This is a genomic window from Pseudomonas fluorescens, assembly GCF_030344995.1.
GTDB lineage: Bacteria > Pseudomonadota > Gammaproteobacteria > Pseudomonadales > Pseudomonadaceae > Aquipseudomonas > Aquipseudomonas fluorescens_BF.
The window spans coordinates 4,247,764-4,267,949 of sequence record NZ_CP128260.1 but is presented as its reverse complement, the minus strand read 5'-3'; the positions used below and the strand labels follow the sequence as shown (position 1 = coordinate 4,267,949).

The window sequence follows — 20,186 nt, the reverse complement described above, 5'->3', positions numbered from 1 at the left end:
GCTTGCCGTTTCTGGCACGAATGTCGCTCTACAGGACAGGTCGCTTGACTCCAATAATAAAAAGGCCGAGCCATGTCACTCACCCTGGAGCACGTCAGCCGTACCGTCGAGGGCCAGACCTGGATCGACGATGCGAGCCTGAAATTCGAACCTGGATCCTTCAACGTTTTGCTCGGGCGCACGCTGTCCGGCAAGACCAGCCTCATGCGCCTGATGGCCGGTCTGGACAAGCCCGACAGCGGCCGCATCCTGATGAACGGCGTCGACGTCACCCAGCGCCCGGTGCGTCTGCGCAATGTATCGATGGTCTATCAGCAGTTCATCAATTACCCGACCATGACGGTGTTCGAGAACATCGCCTCGCCGCTGCGCCAGGCCGGGATCTCCAATGAGCAGATCCAGAGCAAGGTGCAGGAAACCGCGAAGATGCTGCGCATCGAGAGGTTTCTGAAGCGCTATCCGCTGGAGCTGTCCGGCGGCCAGCAGCAGCGCACGGCCATGGCGCGGGCGCTGGTCAAGGATGCCGAGCTGATCCTGTTTGATGAGCCGCTGGTCAACCTCGACTACAAACTGCGCGAAGAGCTGCGCCAGGAAATGCGCGAGCTGTTCAAGGCGCGCCACACCATCGCCATCTACGCCACCACCGAGCCCAACGAAGCGCTGGCGCTGGGCGGCACCACCACCATTCTGCACGAGGGCCGGGTGATCCAGAGCGGCCCGTCGACCGAGGTCTATCACCAGCCGCAAACGGTGCTGGCCGCCGAATTGTTCTCCGAACCGCCGATCAACCTGATGCCGGGGCGCATCGCCGGCAATGAAGTGAGTTTCGCCAACTTCGTGCACTTTCCGTTGAACGTCGATCTGCGGCCGGTGGGCGAGGGCGAGTTCCGCTTTGGCGTGCGCCCGAGCCACATCTCGCTGGTGCCGAGCAACGATGACGACCTGGAACTGGCGGTGACCGTCGAGGTGGCGGAGATCAGCGGTTCGGAAACCTTCCTGCACGTGCGCAACGAGCATTTCCTGCTGGTGCTGCATTTGCCGGGGGTTCACGAATACGACGTCGATGCGCCGATCCGCATCTATATCCCGACCCATAAACTGTTTGTGTTCGATGCGCAGGGCCGTCTGGTGCAGGCACCGGGCCGGCGCGTCGCGAGGGTTGCCTGATGGCCGAAATCCGTTTGCAACACCTCGCCCACAGCTACAGTAAAACCCCGAGCGGGCCCGAGGATTACGCGATCCGCGAGATGGACCACATCTGGGAGCAGGGCGGCGCCTATGCCTTGCTCGGCCCTTCGGGTTGCGGCAAGTCGACCTTGCTCAACATCATTTCAGGTTTGCTCAGCCCGTCCCAGGGCCATGTGCTGTTCGACGGCAAAGCGGTCAACGACCTGACCCCGGAGAAGCGCAACATCGCGCAGGTGTTCCAGTTTCCGGTGGTGTACGACACCATGACCGTGTTCGAAAACCTGGCTTTTCCCTTGAGAAATCAGGGCCTGGCAGAGGCGAAAGTGCACAGCAAGGTGCAGGAAATCGCCGAAGTCCTCGACCTGCAAAACCTGCTGAGTAAAAAGGCGCGCAACCTCACCGCCGACGAAAAACAGAAAGTCTCCATGGGCCGCGGCCTGGTGCGCGATGACGTGTCGGCGATCCTGTTCGACGAGCCGCTGACGGTGATCGACCCGCACCTGAAATGGAAACTGCGGCGCAAGCTCAAGCAGATCCACGAGCAGTTCAACATCACCATGGTCTACGTGACCCACGATCAGCTGGAGGCCTCGACCTTCGCCGACAAGATTGCGGTGATGTACGGCGGCCAGATCGTCCAGTTCGGCACCCCACGGGAATTGTTCGAGCGGCCGAGCCACACCTTTGTCGGCTACTTCATCGGCAGCCCGGGGATGAACCTGATTGAAGTGCAGCCGCAATCGGGCGGGGTCGGTTTCAACTCGACTCATCTGCCGCTGTCCGACGCCTTGCAGCGCCATATCGAACACGGCCAGTGGAAAAATCTGAAGGTCGGCATCCGCCCCGAGTTCATTCATGTGTGGGACGAGCCGTTCGATGACGCGATGCAGGCGCGGGTCGTACACGTCGAAGACCTCGGCACCTACAAGATCATGACCCTGGATCTGGATGGCGCGCCGCTGAAAGTGCGTCTGGCCGAAGACAAACCGGTGCCGCAAGGCACGGCGTACATCAGTTTCCCGGCGCAGTGGCTGATGGTCTATGCCGACGAATTTCTGCTGGATGCCACCGACAGCGAGGTACAGCCATGAACAAGGTGCAGAACAACAAGGCCTGGTGGCTGGTGTTGCCGGTTTTCCTTCTGGTGGCCTTCAGTGCCGTGATTCCGATGATGACCGTGGTCAACTATTCGGTGCAGGACATCTTCGACCAGTCCAGCCGCTACTTCGTCGGCGCCGACTGGTACAAGCAGGTGCTGCTCGATCCGCGTCTGCATGATTCGTTGTTGCGTCAGTTCATCTACTCGGCGTGTGTGCTGCTGATCGAAATCCCCCTCGGCATCGCCATCGCGCTGACCATGCCGACCAAGGGTCGCTGGTCGTCGGTGGTGCTGATCGTGCTGGCGATCCCGCTGCTGATTCCGTGGAACGTGGTCGGCACCATCTGGCAGATTTTCGGCCGCGCCGACATCGGCCTGCTGGGTTCGAGCCTCAACGCCATGGGCATCAGCTACAACTATGCGGCCAACACTATGGACGCCTGGGTCACGGTTTTGGTGATGGACGTGTGGCACTGGACTTCGCTGGTGGCGCTGCTGTGTTTCTCCGGGCTGCGGGCGATTCCCGATGTGTATTACCAGGCTGCGCGCATCGACCGGGCCTCGGCGTGGGCCGTGTTCCGGCACATTCAGTTGCCCAAGTTGAAGAGCGTGCTGCTGATCGCGGTGATGCTGCGCTTCATGGACAGCTTCATGATCTACACCGAGCCGTTCGTGCTCACCGGCGGCGGGCCGGGTAACTCGACGACCTTCCTGAGTCAGACCCTGACCCAGATGGCCGTAGGCCAATTCGACCTGGGGCCGGCGGCGGCATTCTCGCTGGTGTACTTCCTGATCATCCTGCTGGTGTCCTGGCTGTTCTACACCGCCATGACCCACAACGATGCGAACCGCTGAGGCCCGGCCATGAGCAAAAGAAAGCTTGTTCCACTGCTGCTCTACATCCTGTTCCTGCTGGTGCCGATCTACTGGCTGCTGAACATGTCGTTCAAGAGCAACACTGAAATCCTCGGCGGACTGACTCTTTTCCCACAGGATTTCACGCTGGCGAACTACAAGGTGATCTTTACCGACCCGAGCTGGTACACCGGGTATATCAACTCGCTGTACTACGTCAGTCTGAACACGATCATTTCTCTGACCGTGGCACTGCCGGCGGCCTACGCGTTTTCGCGCTACCGCTTTCTCGGCGACAAGCACCTGTTCTTCTGGCTGCTGACCAACCGCATGGCGCCACCGGCGGTGTTCCTGCTGCCATTCTTCCAGCTGTATTCGTCGATCGGCCTGTTCGACACCCACATCGCCGTGGCGCTGGCGCACTGCCTGTTCAACGTGCCGCTGGCGGTGTGGATCCTCGAAGGTTTCATGTCCGGGGTGCCGAAGGAGATCGACGAAACGGCCTACATTGACGGCTACAGCTTTCCCAAATTCTTCGTGAAGATCTTCATCCCGCTGATCGGCTCCGGCATCGGTGTGACGGCGTTTTTCTGCTTCATGTTTTCCTGGGTCGAACTGCTGCTGGCGCGCACGCTGACCTCGGTGAACGCCAAACCGATCGCGGCGGTGATGACGCGCACGGTGTCGGCGTCCGGCATTGACTGGGGTGTACTGGCGGCGGCGGGGGTGTTGACTATCCTCCCCGGCATGCTGGTGATCTGGTTCGTTCGCAACCACGTGGCCAAGGGCTTTGCCCTGGGCCGGGTCTGAGGAACTGATGATGGAATGGATGAGCTGGACCGTCCCGACGGCGGCGTTTTTCATCGTGATCGGGTTGATCCTGGTGGGCATGACCACCTGGGAACTGCGCTCGCCGAGTATCTTGCGGCGAGGGTTTCTACCGATTGCCACCACCCGTGGCGATCGCTTGTTCATCGGTCTTCTCGGCAGCGCCTACCTGCATCTGCTGGTAATCGGCGTGACCGACTGGAGCATCTGGGTAGCGTCCGCGTTGTCCCTGGTGTGGCTGTTGGCTGTGATGCGTTGGGGCTAGTCGAATCGCTCGGCAATCTTGCTCCGAAAACCTAACAGGAGGTCTCTATGTTCGATAAGAAAAATAAGCTGCGACATAGCATTTCATTGGCAGCCATGCTGGCACTCAGCGGTTTGAGCGCGTCTGCCTGGGCCGACGCCTACGAAGATGCCGCAAAAAAATGGATCGGCAGCGAATTCAAGCCGTCGACCCTGACGGCCGAGCAGCAGCTCGAAGAACTGAAGTGGTTCATCAAGGCGGCCGAGCCGTTTCGCGGGATGGACATCAAGGTCGTCTCGGAAACCCTGACCACCCACGAATATGAATCCAAGGTGCTGGCCAAGGCCTTCAGCGAAATCACCGGCATCAAGCTGACCCACGACCTGCTGCAGGAAGGCGACGTCGTGGAAAAAATGCAGACCGTGATGCAGTCGGACAAGAACATCTACGACGGCTGGGTCAATGACTCCGACCTGATCGGTACACACTTTCGCTACGGCAAGACCGAATCGATCACCGACCTGATGGCCAACGAAGGCAAGAACTTCACCTCGCCGACCCTCGACATCAAGGACTTCATCGGCATCTCCTTCACCACTGCGCCGGACGGCAAGATCTATCAGTTGCCCGACCAGCAGTTCGCCAACCTGTACTGGTTCCGCGCCGACTGGTTCGAGCGCGCCGACCTGAAAGCCAAGTTCAAGGAAAAGTACGGCTATGAGCTGGGCGTGCCGGTGAACTGGTCGGCCTATGAGGACATCGCCAAATTCTTCAGCGAAGACGTCAAGGAAATCGACGGCAAACGCATCTACGGGCACATGGACTACGGCAAGAAAGACCCGTCGCTGGGCTGGCGCTTCACCGATGCCTGGTTCTCCATGGCCGGTGGCGGCGACAAGGGCATTCCCAACGGCTTGCCGGTGGACGAGTGGGGGATTCGCGTCGAGGATTGCCACCCGGTCGGTTCCAGCGTGACCCGCGGCGGCGACACCAACGGCCCGGCGGCGGTGTTCGCCACCACCAAATACGTCGACTGGCTGAAGAAGTACGCGCCACCGGAAGCGGCGGGCATGACCTTCTCCGAGTCCGGCCCGGTGCCGTCCCAAGGCAACATCGCTCAGCAGATCTTCTGGTACACCGCGTTCACCGCCGACATGACCAAACCCGGCCTGCCGGTGGTCAACGCCGACGGCACGCCGAAATGGCGCATGGCGCCGTCGCCACGCGGGCCGTACTGGGAAGAGGGGATGAAACTGGGGTATCAGGACGTGGGTTCCTGGACCTTCATGAAATCCACACCTGAGAAACAGAAACTCGCGGCCTGGCTGTACGCGCAGTTCGTGACCTCGAAAACCGTGTCGCTGAAGAAAACCATCGTCGGCCTGACGCCGATTCGCGAGTCGGACATCAACTCGCAGGCGATGACCGATCTGGCGCCGAAGCTCGGTGGTCTGGTCGAGTTCTACCGCAGCCCGGCCCGTGTGCAATGGACCCCGACCGGCACCAACGTGCCGGACTATCCACGTCTGGCGCAACTGTGGTGGAGCCACATCGCCGAAGCCGCCAGCGGCGAGAAGACCCCGCAACAGGCCCTCGACGGTCTGGCCAAGGATCAAGACGCGATCATGACCCGTCTGGAACGCTCCAAGGCCCAAGCGGTGTGCGCACCGAAAATGAACCCCGAGCGCGACGCGCAATACTGGTTCGACCAGCCGGGCGCACCAAAACCGAAACTGGCCAACGAGAAGCCGAAAGGCGAAACCGTGAGCTACAACGAACTGCTCAAATCGTGGGAGGCGGCACGCAAGTAAGCGCTTTTGCGAGACGGAACGGCACCTTCGGGTGCCGTTTTTTTTAGCCTTCGATTTCACGTTTCACCGCCCGACGTACTGCTTTGAGCAGGGCGTTTTCAAAGGCGTTGTGCCCGGCGTGCAGCAGCCGGCAGTGGATATTCATGCGTTGCCTGAGCCAGCGCACGCTGGCCATGCCATGAATGTCGCGAATGCCCTGAATCAGCAGGGTGTTGTCGTCGAGGGTCAGGTTTTCATCCTTTGGCGTGAAGAAGTAGTTCTGCAGGTGGTAATGCAGCTCGAGGCGGATGGCGAGCACCGCTTCCTGATCGACAAAGCGCTCCAGAGTGTCGGGGCAAATCGTCTGGCCTGTGCGACGTAGAACAGCGTTCAACCATTCGATGGCGGCGCGGTGTTGCTGCGATGGGCGGCCTTCGCCGAGTATCCGGTAGATGTCCCTGGCGCGTTGGCCGAGCGATGATTCTGGCGATTGCGTCAGCCCGTCATTGAGCGCCTGATCGTAAGCCCGGACATTGTCGGCAAACGGCACGAATACCGAAACCAGCGTGGTTTTCAGCAGGTGCTGCGGGTAACGCTGCTGGTACTGAATCGCCAGCCAACTGCCCCATGACACCCCCAATACGCTGATTTTTTCGAAGCCGAAATGCTGGCGCAGGCCATCGATATCTTCGACACACAGCCCGGTAGTGTTGTCCTGCAGCTCGCCGTAGGGCGTCGAGCGCCCGCAACCTCGTTGGTCAAACAGGATGATGTCGAACCGGCCCAGGTCGAAAAACTGCAGATGGTGACGACTGATACGTCCGCCGGGGCCGCCATGGAGGAAAAACACCGGTTCGTGACCCGGAACACCATGGCGTTCCCAATAGAGTTGATGGCCGTCGCCGGTCGGGTAATAACCTCGGCTGTGCAGGGAAAAACTCATGGAGCCGAAGCCGTCAGACGATAGAACTGGAACAGCTCGACTTGCCCCGGCCGTGCCGCGACGCTGGATTCAAGTTTCAGGTGGTGGATGGAGGCAAGCCAGGTGACCGGGATCAGCACCGGGGTGTGACCGAAAACGAGGATCGTGCCGCCGGGCTTGACGCAGCGGATCAGCGACACGAATGCGGTTTGGGCCTCTCGGCGGGTCAAGACTTCGGCGTTGAGGAAACGCAGGATCAAGACATCGCAGCGAATCCCGGTATCGAAGGCTTCACTCGCCTCCAGCACATCGAACTCGACGGAGGTTGCGCTGTGCCATCGCCTGGCATGTTCGATCATCGAGGCCGAACGGTCACTGCCCAGGCAAAGACAGTCGGGCAGGGCACGGGCGAGATGGGCGATGAACGCGCCCGTTGAACAGGCCGGGTCGTAAACCAGTGCGCCTTTTTCTGTGATGGCCTGGAGCAGCCCGGCGCAGTATTCGCGCAGGTGGTGTTCGTCGGTGTTCAGCTGTTCGGCCAGTGATTCGTTGCCTTGCCAGAACTCTGCCGGGCAGACCGCTTCCCGGCCCGCCTCATCCAGCAGCGGGAAGGGAACCAGGATCTCGCTGTCAGCCTGATGCAATGCATGTTCGAAGACCTGCGCTTTCTGGGCGGGTGAGGCCGTCCGATAGCCGATCGACAACCCGTCATCCCCCCAAAATGAATGCAGATGCGGGCCAAACAACATGTCGGGTTTGAGCGAGCTGCTGGCCTGCCAGCGAAAATGCCGGTCACGTTGCAGGCGCTTGCGGCCGACCCAAAGCTCATCGTTCACCCGCAGGAAAAAAACGTGATGCAGTCCGCTGCCTCGCGGTTCGAGGAAGTGGCCAACAGCGCCGTTCTCGTTGAGGTAAAGGCGCATGGATCGGGCCAATGTCAGTTCCCGGGTGCGATCGAGTCGGTTCATGGTGCTCGCCTCTCCAGAGTACGGCCCCGGGCTTGCGGGATGACGACGTTGCCGCTGGAAACCACGAAGAAGCGCTCAAGTCCGGGGATCACTACGTTGAGCAGGGTGGTGTCGAGCTCGGTTCGCTGCAGGACGGCTGCACCCAGCGTACGGCCATGAATCCGCAGGTCTTGAGTCAGCAGGTAAAGCTGGTTTTCCACTGACAGGCCTTTAGCGGAATCCGGCAGTCTCACCTCGTGTTGAACGCAGCGATGCAGCAGCGTCTGCGGATCGAATTGCGCACAGCGCAGCAGGCGTGGGAAGGGTTGCAGGTTGCGCAGCGCATTGGCCAGCGTCTGTTGGTATTCGGGGTCGTCGGCGCTGAGTTGCAACTGCACCAGTTCAGTGAGCGCCCGCCATGCTGCGTGGCGCGGGTCGAGGGAGCTGCCGCTGCCGAACACCTGTGGGTGAGCGCCCGGCTTGGTCGTGAAGGCCAGAAAGGTCCGCACCTTGAACTCGGTGCTGATATCCACCAGCACGATTTCGCCGTCGATTTCCTGTTCGGCATCGGCCCACAGACGTCCGAGTTCGTCGCTTTCAGTGAGGCGCGCCACCCGTCGCAGTGGTGAATGGTTTTGGTAATAAAAATGATTGAGCAGAAACAACGACACGGCATCGCGCTCGATGCATTCGTTGGCGGCGTGCAGCATCGCTTCGTTGTAAGTGGCACCAATCGCGGTGCCGCTGTTGCTGGCATAGCGACGCACGGCGCGGTAGTCCGCCATGCCCGGTGACGAGGGCAAACGTGAGCCATTCGGAGACGTCAGCGCGATTGGATAGGAAAACCGGTCATGCCACGGTGGACAGACATAGGTCCGGCAGGTGATGCGCACGTTTTGCTGGCCGGAGAGCCTGTGCAGAAGCGAGTCATCGGCAAACACCGGCGTGTCTTTGAAATAGCGTTCCGTTTCGTGGTGAACATCGTAGGTACAGAGCTCATCGGTCCAGTAGTGCTCGAGCGCTTCATAAAGCGCGCCCAGGTGTGCCTGATCCGCATAACCCTTGCCGGAGCCACGGGCATGACGGTTGTCTCTGCCCTGAAGACTTGCCTGAACCGCAACGACTTTGCTGCCGAGGGTACGGGTGTGCGGCGTGAGGCCCAGGTGTGAAAGTTCGGTGTGAATACGCCGCTCTGCCTGATCGGCCGTGAGCTCACGCTCGGCCAACGTTGTCTTGTCCATGATTCCCTTCCTGGAAAGCCCGCGAGGGCGCAAGGCCCTCGCAGGTTCTGTCACTCGGCGTTCAGCTCTGCCTGTTCTTCCTCGGTCAGTTGCAGTGCTTCGATCTGCTCTGCTGAAGGTGCCTCCTGCTCGTCGAGTTCATCGATCTGGTTGGCGTTCCAGTTGCCCATATAGCCCATGATGTTGCTCCTAGGTTGTTGTGTGAGTGTGCTGTTGCAAGCACGAGCCGAATCTAAAAGGGCCGTGACGGCGGGGTCAAAAATGTCCAGACGTTTCCAGTCGCGGGTTTCAGCGGTGGCGAAATACGTACTGATAAAACGTGAATTGACGTCGGGCGGGCGCGTTTCTGGGGGCAACACTGCGTGGGAAGGGGCGAACCAGGCGAAAAGGAATCAGCTATCTGAGGCGGTCTGTCTGTTGTTGCTGTCAGACGTTTCAGCGCGGTGGTGACGCAAATTCGTACTGAAGGATTTACGGGGATGGTTGCAGCGCTTGTGCGGTGATTTTTCCTATGAAGTTTGAGAAAACACCGCACAAATCGGCTTGAAGGTTCAGTGCCTTTCCCGGTGCATCACGGGAAACACCAGACTGAATACCGTTATCGCCCCCGGACGGCTTTGAACCTGCGCAGAGCCCTGATGCAAGGCCATGATCGAATGCACGATGGCCAACCCCAGGCCGGTACTGCCCTGTGAGCGGGTGCGGCTGCTGTCGACCCGGTAAAAGCGGTCGAACAGATACGGCAGGTGCTGCGCTTCAATGCCCGCACCGGGATTGCTCACCCGCAACGACACTTCGTTCGGCGCCTGCTCGATGAACAGCGAAACGGTCTTGCCGGACGGGCAGTGGCGCAGGGCATTGGACAGCAGATTGGAAATCGCTCGCTGAATCATCAGCCGGTCGCCCGACACCTGAGCGCTGCCGATGACTTTCAGGTCGATCTGTTTGTCCTGCGCCGACAGGGAAAACAGTTCGGCCACCCTGGACGCCTCTTCTTCCAGCGCAATCGGCTCGAACGAGGCGTGCGCCGCAGGCTGGCTGGCCTGGGCCAGGAACAGCATGTCCGAGACAATCCGCGCGACCCGCTCCAGCTCTTCGGTGCAGGACACCAGAACGTTGGTGTATTCCTCGACCGAGCGCTCCCGCGACAGCGTCACCTGGGCCTTGCCCATCAAATTGTTGATCGGCGTGCGCAGCTCGTGGGCCAGATCATCGGAGAACTGCGACAACTGCTGCACGCCGCTGTCCAGCCGATCGAGCATGACGTTGATGCCCTGCGCCAGTTCGCTGAGTTCCTGGGGCATGTTCAGCACCGACAGGCGATGATCGAGATCCTGCGTCGTGACGCGCGCCGCCACTTTGCGAAACTCGCGCAACGGTGCCAGCCCTCGCTGCACGGCGCCCCATGCGGTCAGGCCGATGAACACCAACAGCAACGGCAAGGCCATCAGCGTCGAGCGCAGATAGGCGCTGAGCAGGGCCTGATCGTGGGCGTTATCCATCGACAGCAGCACCGGTACGTTGCTGCCGTCCTTGAGGCGAATCAGTTTGGAGACGGTGAGAAACTTCGCGCCTTCGGCATCGGCGCTGTCGGTGTTGGTCAACTGATCGGTGGTCGCCCGTACTGCTTTCAACTCCATCCGTGGATCGGTCAGGCCCGAACCGGATTTGAGCAGCGGGGTGCGCAGGTTGTTCAGGTCATAAATGGTCAGCGTCAGGTTGTCATGCCCCATGACCTGATCGAGCAGAATGTGCGGTTTGGCGCTGATCTCACCGGTGTCGGCGTACAGCGTCAGGCTGTGCTCGACCTGTTCCATCTTCTTTTCCAGGCTGTCGCGCGATAGCGCGTTCAGCTCATGGGTCAGGGCGAAATACGCGAGGATCGCCAGGAACACCACCAGCAATGCACCCAGAATGCTGACCGTCAGCCCCAGCCGCAGCGACAGGCTCGCCGGCTTCATTCCCGCGCCTCCAGCACATAGCCGACACCGCGCAGGGTGTGGATCAGTTTGCTGTCGAACGGGTCATCGATCTTTGCCCGCAAGCGGCGGATCGAGACTTCGACCACGTTGGTGTCGCAGTCAAAATTCATGTCCCACACCAGCGAGATGATCTGGGTGCGGGTCAGCACTTCGCCGGACTGGCGCATCAGCAGGTGCAGCAGGGCGAATTCCTTGGTAGTGAGGTCGATGCGCTGCGAGCCACGAAAGGCCCGGTGACGGCCCGGATCGAGTTCCAGATCGGCGACCTTGAGCACCTGCGGCACCTGGATGTTTTCGCTGCGACGCATCAGAGTGCGCACCCGGGCCAGCAGTTCTGGAAACTCGAACGGCTTGACCAAATAGTCGTCGGCGCCCAGATCCAGCCCCCGGATCTTGTCCGCCAGCCGCCCGCGCGCGGTGAGCATCATCACCCGGGTGAAGTGGGTGCGACGCAGTTGTTCCAGCACGCCCCATCCGTCGAGTTCCGGCAGATTCACATCCAGAATGATCAGGTCATAAACCTGTTGTTGTGCCAGGTGCAAACCGTCGGCACCGTTAACAGCGTGGTCAACGATATAACCACTTTCGGTCAGTCCCTGATGCAAGTATTCGGCAGCTTTAAGCTCGTCCTCGACGACAAGGATTCGCATGATCTATCACCACTTTTATTCAATGGATATTTAATTAAGGTGGCCGGGAAAGTTGTTGTTTTTGTAGGGGCTTCCGGACGGTTTCATTAATTGAATGGCGTGCAAGGTAAAGGCTGTAGTGGCTACAGAGTCAACGGCTAAGCCCTTTAAAACAGCCATTAGCGACAGACTGTCGCAGCAAAAAAGCCGATTTTTCATCATCTGGATTTCGGCAAGTGCTGTTCGGCAGATAACTAACGTGCATTTGTTTCCATGTATTGCAACAAAGCCATTCGAACTTCGAATCCTAGAGCAAAACAACTTCGATAAACCGTGGATAACGGATTTGTAATGTTCACGTCACCTTGTCGATAAGTTCAAAACCCTACCGTGGCGCCATCAACGATTCTTGATTGAAGGAAGCCTTCCATTGCCCGGTTTAATTGAACTGACGGCGCGATCACGCCTGAAAAAAACCGCCAGCGGCCTCTTGTTGCTGGCTTGTACCAGCCTTGCCAGTGCATCGACCCTGACGCTGGATCAGGCCCTGCAAACCGCGTTCGCCGGAAACCCGGAGCTGGCCGCCGCGCAGTGGGAAATCGGCATTGCCGAGGGCGACCGCAAGCAGGCCGGGCTGATCCCCAACCCCGAGGTGTCGTGGGAGGCCGAAGACACCCGGCGCGAATCGCGTACCACCACGGTGATGCTCAGCCAGCCGATCGAACTGGGTGGCAAGCGTGGCGCGCGGATTGATGTGGCGAGTCGTGCGCAGGATGCCGCCGGCATCGAGCTGGAGCGCAAGCGCAATGCACTGCGCGCCGACGTGCTTCAAGCATTCAACGGTGCGCAGACCGCGCAGCAACGTTTGCAACTGGCCCGGCAGTCGCTGCAACTCGCCGAGCACGGTGTGCGTGTGGCGCAGGGGCGGATCGAGGCGGGCAAGTCGTCGCCGGTCGAAGGCACGCGGGCGCAAGTGCAGCTCTCGGAAGTGCGCCTGGAATTGAGCCGCGCCGAGCGCGATCAGGCCAACGCCTACCAGCAACTGGCCCAGGTCATGGGCGCACCGTTGCCAACGTCGACCACGGTGCAGACCGCGACTCAAAGCCTGCCCGGCGTGCCGCCGCCCAGCCGTTTGCTTGAGCGCCTGAATGAGACGGCGGATCTGCGGCTGGCCAGGTTGCAGATCGATCAGCGCGAAGCGTCGCTGGGGCTGGAAAAGTCCCAGCGAATTCCTGATGTGACCGTGAGCATCGGCAGCCAGTACAGCGAAACCGAGCGCGAGCGGGTCAACGTGGTCGGGCTGTCGATGCCGATTCCGCTGTTCAACCGCAATCAGGGCAACGTGCTGGCGGCGGCGCGGCGTACCGATCAGGCGCGGGACCTGCGCAACGCCACCGAACTGCGCTTGCGCACGGAAATCCAGACCACGCTGGCGCAATGGCAGACCGCCAACGGCGAAATCCAGGCGTTCGACCGGACCATCCTGCCCGCCGCGCAAAGTGCGGTCGACAGCGCCACCCGCGGTTTCGAAATGGGCAAGTTCGGCTTCCTCGACGTGCTCGATGCCCAGCGCACATTGATCGCCGCTCGCAGCCAATACATCCAGGCGGTGAGCGAGGCGATCGACGCCCGGGTCCGCATCGAACGCATCTTTGGCGATCTCAGCGCCAATCCTTGAATTTCAACTTTCTGATCACTGCGCGATGGTTTGGCGCAGAGGAGTTTCCATGGATAAAAAACTGATCGTGGTCGCTGCGGCGACCTTGGCGCTGGGCATTGGCATCGGCTCGATGTGGGGCGGCAATGCGTCTATCGACGCGCATGCCGATGAAGCGGCGGAACACGCCGATCATGCGGATCACGCCGAAGAAGGCGCCGCCGCTGAAGGCGAACATGGCGAAGAAGGGCACATCGAATTGACTGCCGAGCAGATCGCGGCGGCGGGGATTCAACTGGCCGCCGCCCAGGCGCAGAACTTCAGCCTCGGTCTGTCATTCCCCGGCGAAGTGCGCTTCGACGAAGACCGCACTGCGCATGTGGTGCCGCGCGTGCCGGGCGTCGTCGAGTCGGTGTCGGTCAATCTCGGGCAGTCGGTAAAGAAAGGCCAGTTGCTGGCCGTGATCGCCAGTCAGCAGATTTCCGATCAGCGCAGCGAGCAGGCAGCCGCGCAACGTCGTCTGGCCCTGGCCCGCACGACGTTCGAGCGCGAGAAGAAACTGTGGCAGGACAAGATCTCCGCCGAGCAGGATTTCCTCCAGGCACGTCAGGACCTTGAAGAAGCCGAAATCGCTGTGAGCAATGCTCGGCAAAAGATCAGCGTGCTCAGTGGCAGCGTGGTAGCCACTGGCGGCAATCGCTATGAACTGCGGGCGCCTTTTGACGGTGTGGTGGTGGAAAAGCACCTGACGCCGGGGGAGGTGGTCGATGAAACCACGGCGGCGTTTACGCTTTCGGATCTGTCGCGGGTGTGGGTCACGTTCGGCGTGTCACCGAAAGACTTGAACAAGGTGCAAGTGGGCAAGTCCGTCACCGTCAGCGCGGCGGAGTTGAACGCCGAAGTCAGCGGCACCGTGGCTTACGTCGGCAGCCTGCTTGGCGAACAGACCCGCACCGCAACCGTGCGCGTCACCTTGGAAAACCCGCAAGGTTCGTGGCGCCCGGGCCTGTTTGTCACTGCGCTGGTCGCCACCGACAGCCGTCAGGCCAAAGTCGCCGTACCGGAAACCGCGATCCAGACCGTCGAGGACAAACCCAGGGTGTTCGTGCGCACCGACGACGGCTTCAAGGCGCAAGCGGTGGAGCTGGGCAGTCGCGCGGCGGGTCAGGTGGAAGTCATCGCCGGACTGGAGCCGGGCGTGCAAGTCGCGAGCGCCGGCAGCTTCGTCCTCAAATCGGAGCTGGGCAAAGCCTCGGCCGAGCACAGTCATTAATCGCGGAAGACTCCCATGTTCGAACGCCTGATCCAGTTTGCTATCGAGCAGCGCATCATCGTGCTGCTCGCCGTTCTGCTCATGGCCGGCCTCGGCATCGCCAGTTATCAGAAACTGCCGATCGACGCCGTGCCCGATATCACTAACGTCCAGGTGCAGATCAACACCGGTGCGGCCGGGTTCTCGCCGCTGGAAACCGAGCAGCGCATTACGTTCCCGATTGAAACCGCGATGGCCGGCCTGCCGGCGCTGGAGCAGACCCGCTCGCTGTCGCGCTCGGGGCTTTCGCAAGTCACGGTGATCTTCAAGGACGGCACTGATCTGTTTTTTGCCCGGCAATTGGTCAACGAGCGGTTGCAGTCCGCCAAGGAGCAGTTGCCCGAGGGTGTGGAGGCGGTGATGGGGCCGATTTCCACCGGTCTCGGCGAGATCTTTCTGTGGACCGTCGAGACCAGGGAGGGGGCGCTGAAAGATGACGGTACGCCCTACACGCCGACCGATCTGCGGGTGATCCAGGACTGGATCATCAAGCCGCAACTGCGCAACGTCCCCGGCGTGGCCGAGATCAACACCATCGGTGGTTTTGCCAAGGAATACCAGATTGCACCGGATCCAAAAAAACTCGCGGCCTACAAACTTACCCTCACCGATCTGGTGACGGCGCTGGAGCGCAACAACGCCAACGTCGGCGCCGGGTACATCGAGCGCAGCGGTGAGCAATTGCTGATTCGCGCGCCGGGCCAGGTGGCGAGCACCGAGGACATCGCCAACATCGTCATGGCCAATGTCGACGGCACGCCGATCCGGATCAAGAACGTCGCCACCGTGGACATCGGCCGCGAGCTGCGTAGCGGCGCCGCGACGGAAAATGGCCGGGAAGTGGTGCTCGGCACAGTGTTCATGTTGATCGGTGAAAACAGCCGCACGGTTTCCCAGGCCGTCGCCGCCAAGCTCGAACAGATCAACAAATCCTTGCCCGCCGGCGTGATCGCGGTGCCGGTGTATGACCGCACGCATCTGGTCGACAAGGCCATCGCCACGGTGAAGAAAAACCTCGTCGAAGGCGCGATTCTGGTGATCGCGATCCTGTTCCTGTTCCTCGGCAACATCCGCGCTGCGCTGATCACGGCGATGGTGATTCCGCTGTCGATGCTGTTCACCTTCACCGGCATGTTCAGCAACAAGGTCAGCGCCAACCTGATGAGCCTCGGCGCGCTGGACTTCGGGATTATCGTCGACGGCGCGGTGGTGATCGTCGAAAACACCCTGCGCCGATTGGCCCATGCGCAGCAGCATCACGGGCGACTGCTGACGCGATCCGAGCGTTTTCACGAAGTGTTTGCGGCGGCAAAAGAAGCGCGGCGACCGCTGATTTTCGGCCAGTTGATCATCATGGTGGTGTATCTGCCGATCTTCGCCCTGAGCGGCGTCGAAGGAAAAATGTTCCACCCGATGGCGTTCACCGTGGTCATCGCGTTGCTCGGCGCCATGCTCTTGTCCGTGACCTTTGTGCCGGCCGCGATTGCGCTGTTCGTGACCGGCAAGGTCAAGGAAGAAGAGGGTGTGGTGATGCGCGGCGCCCGTCGCGTTTATGCACCGGCGCTGGACTGGGTCATGTCCCATCGCGCGGTGGCGGTTGGTGCGGCGTTGGCTGTGATCGTGCTCAGTGGCGCGGTCACCAGTCGCATGGGCAGCGAGTTTGTGCCGAGTCTCAGCGAAGGCGATTTTGCCTTGCAGGCGTTGCGCGTGCCGGGCACCAGCCTGACCCAATCGGTGGACATGCAGCAGCGGCTGGAAACCTTGATCCTCAATAAGGTGCCGGAAGTCGAGCGTGTCTTCGCCCGCACCGGCACGGCGGAAATCGCTTCTGATCCGATGCCGCCGAACATCTCCGACAGCTACGTGATGCTCAAACCGAAGGAGCAATGGCCGGATCCGGGCAAGTCCCGCGAAACCCTGATGGCCGAACTGCAACAAGCTGCCGCGACGCTGCCGGGCAGCAACTATGAACTGTCCCAGCCGATCCAGTTGCGTTTCAACGAACTGATCTCCGGCGTGCGCAGCGACGTGGCGGTCAAGGTGTTCGGTGATGACATGGACGTGCTCAACGCCACGGCGGCGAAGATTGCCGCCGCGATGCAGAAGGTCAACGGCGCGTCCGAGGTCAAGGTCGAGCAAACCACCGGGTTGCCGGTGCTGACCATCAACATCGACCGCGACAAGGCCGCGCGCTACGGGCTCAATGTCGGCGACGTGCAGGACACCATTGCGGTGGCCGTCGGCGGGCAGAAGGCCGGGACGCTGTATGAAGGTGATCGTCGATTCGACATGGTCGTGCGCTTGTCCGACGCCATGCGCAAGGACATCGACGGGTTGTCGGCACTGCTGATTCCGGTGCCGGCGGCGGGTGGTGATGCCTCCCGTCAGATCGGCTTCATTGCGCTGAAGGACGTTGCCAGCCTCGATCTGGTGCTGGGGCCGAATCAGGTCAGCCGCGAAAACGGCAAGCGCCTGGTGATCATCAGCGCCAACGTGCGTGGGCGCGACATCGGTTCTTTCGTCGCCGAGGCGGGCGAAGTGATCGAGCGCGACGTGCAGGTGCCGGCGGGTTACTGGACCACCTGGGGCGGACAGTTCGAGCAACTGCAATCGGCGGCCAAGCGCTTGCAGATCGTGGTGCCGGTGGCGTTGCTGCTGGTGTTCGGGTTGCTGTTCATGATGTTCAACAACCTCAAGGACGGCTTGCTGGTGTTCACCGGTATTCCGTTTGCGCTGACCGGCGGGGTCATGGCGTTGTGGCTGCGGGACATTCCGCTGTCGATCTCGGCGGGTGTCGGGTTTATCGCGCTGTCCGGTGTGGCGGTGCTCAACGGGCTGGTGATGATCGCTTTCATTCGCAACTTGCGGGAGGAGGGGCGCTCGCTCTCCGAGGCTATTCACGAAGGCGCGCTGACGCGATTGCGTCCGGTGTTGATGACGGCGCTGGTGGCGTCCCTGGGCTTCATTCCAATGGCGCTGGCGACCGGCACCGGGGCCGAGGTGCAGCGACCGCTGGCGACGGTGGTGATTGGCGGGATCCTGTCCTCGACCATTCTCACGTTGCTGATCCTGCCGGCGTTGTATCAGCTGGCGCATCGTCGGGACGAGGAATCGCCCACGGCTGCCTAGCCACTTTTTGCTTCAACAACAGGCCCGCAAATGCGGGCCTTTCTACATAACGGATATGTAATTTCGGCGCCACCGTCACGAAAGGTTCGGATTGTTACCTTGATCCCGTCAGTGACTTGAATGAGGAATCAAAGATGAAACTTGCACAGATTGGCGCGTTTGCCGTGGCTCTGATGATGTCTTCGCTGGTGTTGGCCGAAGGTGGCGGCGATCGCACCTTCGACCGAATGATGACTGCCAACGACCGCTCGATGGAGGTGTTTGCCGCCAAGGAAAAGGCCCGTGATCCGGTCGTCGTGAACGACAAGAAGGACGGCAAGACCCAAGACCTGTAAGTGTGCTGCCAGTGAACGAGCCCGTCATCGCGCATCGATGGTGGGCTTTTTTATGAGTCGTGTTTTGAAGGAAACGAATATGAAAACTCTAAAGCTGTTGGCGTTTACCGCTGTCATGGCGATCTCCTTGAATGCGTTGGCCGAGGGCGGTGGCGACAGAACATTCGACCGGGCGCTCAGTGCCAACACCAAAGCCATGGAGCAGTATGCGGCCAGCCAGGGCAAAGCGGCGCCGGTGGTCAAGGAATACGAGTACGGAATGAAGCTGGATGTGAAGAAGGTGGTGAGCGTTGTCCGGCCAAAGAATGAATGCGCGGTCGTGCCGGCTGCGATGACTTACGAGGACTCCAAGGGGCAGCTCAATACGGTCACTTACAACGTGATGGGGAATTGTCGTCAGCAGGGTGGTTAACGTTAATTCCCGCTGAAGCGCCCGGTTCATGTTCAGTGAGTCGGGCTTTTTTTCATCCATAAAAAAGGCGCCCCGAAGGACGCCAAAGATTCACCTCTTACCAAAGGAGCAAGGAGCTTCTAAAGGTGAATGTGGATTGCTTGTGAAACTCAGAGAATCGCCAGCGGGTATTCGACGATCACCCGCACTTCATCCAGATCCGACTCGAATGCCGTGGCGCGGGTCGTGGCCTGGCGCACACGCAGCGACAGGTCTTTCATCGAACCGCTCTGCACCACGTATTTGACTTCGATGTCACGCTCCCAGCGCTTCTGGTCGGTCAGCGGGTTACCGTCGGCATCACGGCGCATGTACACGGCGTTGGCGTTGGAGTAATCGGCGTCGGTGCCGCGTGCGTAACGGGTCATGAACGACAGGCCCGGCACGCCGTAAGTGGTCATGTCGAGGTCGTAGCGCACCATCCACGAACGCTCTTTGGGTGAGTTGAAGTCGCTGTACTGGATCGAGTTGTCGAGGAAGATCGAGTCGGATTGGCGCAGGTAATCGAAGTCGTCGTTGCCGTTGTTGCGCTGGTGGGAGAGGGCGACGGAGTGCGCGCCGAACTTTACGCCGACGCGGCCGCTCCAGATGTTGTTGTCGAACTCGCCGAGCAACTGTTTGCCTTCGTCGACTGCCTTGTAGTAATTCAGGCCACCGAACAGCGACAGGTCATCCGAGAGCGGATACGTCCAGGCGGTGCCGGCGTAGTACTGGTTCCAGGCGTCTTTCAGGCGGCTGGAGTACAGGCTGAAACTGAGGTTTTTGTTCAGCGCATAATCCCCGCCGCCGTAAGCGATCCAGGGTGAGTTGACCGGGCCGGCATAGAAGGTCGCGAAGTTCTCGCGCAGGTCGCTGGACACCGGCTGGCTCATCGCATGCAGCCGGCCGCCCTGGATCGAGAGGCCTTCGATGCTGGTGTTGGTCGCCGTCACACCGCGAAAGCTTTCCGGCAGCAATCGCGAATCACCCGCCGCAACCACCGGGTTGGCGGGGAACACGTCGCCGACTTTCACCACCGTATCGAAGGCTCGCACTTTGGCCGCACCGCCGACCTTGGTGTATTCGTCCCGCGCTTCACCGTCACTGTTGACCGGCAACACATCGAACGAACTGCGGCCACCGTTGCGGCCATCACCGGTATCGAGTTTCAGACCGATCATCGCAAACGCATCCACCCCGACCCCGATGGTGCCCTGGGTGAAACCGGATTCGAACTTTCCGATGATGCCGTGGGCCCAGGCTTCGGAATAACCATTGCCCGTGGGACTGGACTGGCCGTTGCGGTGGTCACGGTTGAAGTAAAGGTTACGGTTGAGCACCGTCAGGCTGCTGCCTTCGATAAACCCTTCGGGTTTTTCTTCTGCAAACACCGTGGACGGCCCGGCTCCGACAACCACTGCCAGAGCGGCCATCGACATTTTTGTGTTGTTAACCATCAATCACTCCTTGGGTTCGGCAGAACGGGAACGAGCTTCGGCGTGGGTTTTATTGTTCGGCGGACAAGGGGCCGCCGGGAGAGTCGCCGAGTGACATCGTTGCAGGCTGCGGATAACGCGGAGGTGATTGGGGAATTACAA

18 protein-coding genes are annotated in these 20,186 nt (G+C 60.6%); 11 read left to right on the top strand and 7 right to left on the bottom strand.

The features are described 5' to 3' along the window. The first annotated feature begins 72 nt into the window (after positions 1-72). From QR290_RS19055 to QR290_RS19030, 6 genes are read left to right on the top strand one after another with little or no spacing between them, the layout of a single operon-like run. Entirely contained in the window at positions 73-1,167 is a 1,095-nt protein-coding gene (locus QR290_RS19055; RefSeq protein WP_115078487.1) for an ABC transporter ATP-binding protein, read from the top strand. Continuing rightward, on the top strand, positions 1,167-2,279 hold the full coding sequence (locus QR290_RS19050) for an ABC transporter ATP-binding protein (RefSeq protein ID WP_115078486.1): 1,113 nt from the start codon (positions 1,167-1,169) through the stop codon (positions 2,277-2,279). The genes QR290_RS19055 and QR290_RS19050 overlap by 1 nt, the downstream gene beginning before the upstream one ends. Beyond that, positions 2,276-3,142, top strand: coding sequence for a carbohydrate ABC transporter permease (locus QR290_RS19045; protein ID WP_007951487.1), 867 nt, complete (start codon positions 2,276-2,278; stop codon positions 3,140-3,142). Before QR290_RS19050 ends, QR290_RS19045 begins: the two co-directional genes overlap by 4 nt. Before the next feature lie 9 nt (positions 3,143-3,151). Then, positions 3,152-3,952, top strand: coding sequence for a carbohydrate ABC transporter permease (locus QR290_RS19040; protein WP_115078485.1), 801 nt, complete (start codon positions 3,152-3,154; stop codon positions 3,950-3,952). Between the two features lie 10 nt (positions 3,953-3,962). Beyond that, positions 3,963-4,235: a DUF2160 domain-containing protein gene (locus QR290_RS19035; protein ID WP_039767461.1), complete on the top strand. Its 273-nt coding sequence runs from the start codon at positions 3,963-3,965 to the stop codon at positions 4,233-4,235. Between the two features lie 47 nt (positions 4,236-4,282). Then, a complete protein-coding gene (locus tag QR290_RS19030; protein WP_007951484.1) occupies positions 4,283-6,025 on the top strand; it encodes an ABC transporter substrate-binding protein in 1,743 nt (580 codons plus the stop codon). 43 nt (positions 6,026-6,068) lie between these two features. Here the strand turns inward: QR290_RS19030 and QR290_RS19025 are convergent, their stop codons facing one another. The 6 genes from QR290_RS19025 to QR290_RS19000 all read right to left on the bottom strand — a co-directional run bounded on the left by QR290_RS19025 (position 6,069) and on the right by QR290_RS19000 (position 11,746). Then, positions 6,069-6,947, bottom strand: a complete 879-nt coding sequence (locus QR290_RS19025; protein WP_289203347.1) for an alpha/beta fold hydrolase — start codon at positions 6,945-6,947, stop codon at positions 6,069-6,071. After that, complete coding sequence (locus QR290_RS19020) at positions 6,944-7,894, bottom strand: class I SAM-dependent methyltransferase (RefSeq protein WP_289203346.1); 951 nt, start codon at positions 7,892-7,894, stop codon at positions 6,944-6,946. The genes QR290_RS19025 and QR290_RS19020 overlap by 4 nt, the downstream gene beginning before the upstream one ends. Continuing rightward, positions 7,891-9,114, bottom strand: coding sequence for a YcaO-like family protein (locus tag QR290_RS19015; RefSeq protein WP_289203345.1), 1,224 nt, complete (start codon positions 9,112-9,114; stop codon positions 7,891-7,893). The genes QR290_RS19020 and QR290_RS19015 overlap by 4 nt, the downstream gene beginning before the upstream one ends. 50 nt (positions 9,115-9,164) lie before the next feature. Further along, positions 9,165-9,293, bottom strand: coding sequence for a hypothetical protein (locus QR290_RS19010; protein ID WP_275895945.1), 129 nt, complete (start codon positions 9,291-9,293; stop codon positions 9,165-9,167). Positions 9,294-9,665: 372 nt separating this feature from the next. Further along, entirely contained in the window at positions 9,666-11,075 is a 1,410-nt protein-coding gene (locus QR290_RS19005; RefSeq protein ID WP_289203344.1) for a heavy metal sensor histidine kinase, read from the bottom strand. Continuing rightward, on the bottom strand, positions 11,072-11,746 hold the full coding sequence (locus QR290_RS19000) for a heavy metal response regulator transcription factor (RefSeq protein ID WP_289203343.1): 675 nt from the start codon (positions 11,744-11,746) through the stop codon (positions 11,072-11,074). Before QR290_RS19000 ends, QR290_RS19005 begins: the two co-directional genes overlap by 4 nt. A 409-nt stretch (positions 11,747-12,155) precedes the next feature. On the opposite strand from QR290_RS19000, the gene QR290_RS18995 reads away from it, so the two are divergent. The 5 genes from QR290_RS18995 to QR290_RS18975 all read left to right on the top strand — a co-directional run bounded on the left by QR290_RS18995 (position 12,156) and on the right by QR290_RS18975 (position 18,570). Further along, positions 12,156-13,403: a TolC family protein gene (locus QR290_RS18995; RefSeq protein WP_289203342.1), complete on the top strand. Its 1,248-nt coding sequence runs from the start codon at positions 12,156-12,158 to the stop codon at positions 13,401-13,403. A 49-nt stretch (positions 13,404-13,452) separates the two neighbouring features. Next, positions 13,453-14,655 (top strand): efflux RND transporter periplasmic adaptor subunit, encoded by a 1,203-nt coding sequence (locus QR290_RS18990; protein WP_289203341.1) that lies wholly within the window; start codon positions 13,453-13,455, stop codon positions 14,653-14,655. A gap of 15 nt (positions 14,656-14,670) precedes the next feature. After that, the gene (locus QR290_RS18985) at positions 14,671-17,823 is read left to right on the top strand and encodes a CusA/CzcA family heavy metal efflux RND transporter (protein WP_289203340.1); all 3,153 of its coding nucleotides are present in this window, start codon (positions 14,671-14,673) and stop codon (positions 17,821-17,823) included. Between the two features lie 134 nt (positions 17,824-17,957). Continuing rightward, a complete protein-coding gene (locus QR290_RS18980; RefSeq protein ID WP_115078476.1) occupies positions 17,958-18,158 on the top strand; it encodes a co-regulatory protein PtrA N-terminal domain-containing protein in 201 nt (66 codons plus the stop codon). A gap of 79 nt (positions 18,159-18,237) precedes the next feature. Further along, a complete protein-coding gene (locus tag QR290_RS18975; protein WP_115078475.1) occupies positions 18,238-18,570 on the top strand; it encodes a DUF2790 domain-containing protein in 333 nt (110 codons plus the stop codon). Between the two features lie 149 nt (positions 18,571-18,719). Here the strand turns inward: QR290_RS18975 and QR290_RS18970 are convergent, their stop codons facing one another. Beyond that, positions 18,720-20,045, bottom strand: a complete 1,326-nt coding sequence (locus QR290_RS18970) for an OprD family porin (RefSeq protein WP_115078474.1) — start codon at positions 20,043-20,045, stop codon at positions 18,720-18,722. Positions 20,046-20,186: the final 141 nt, after the last annotated feature.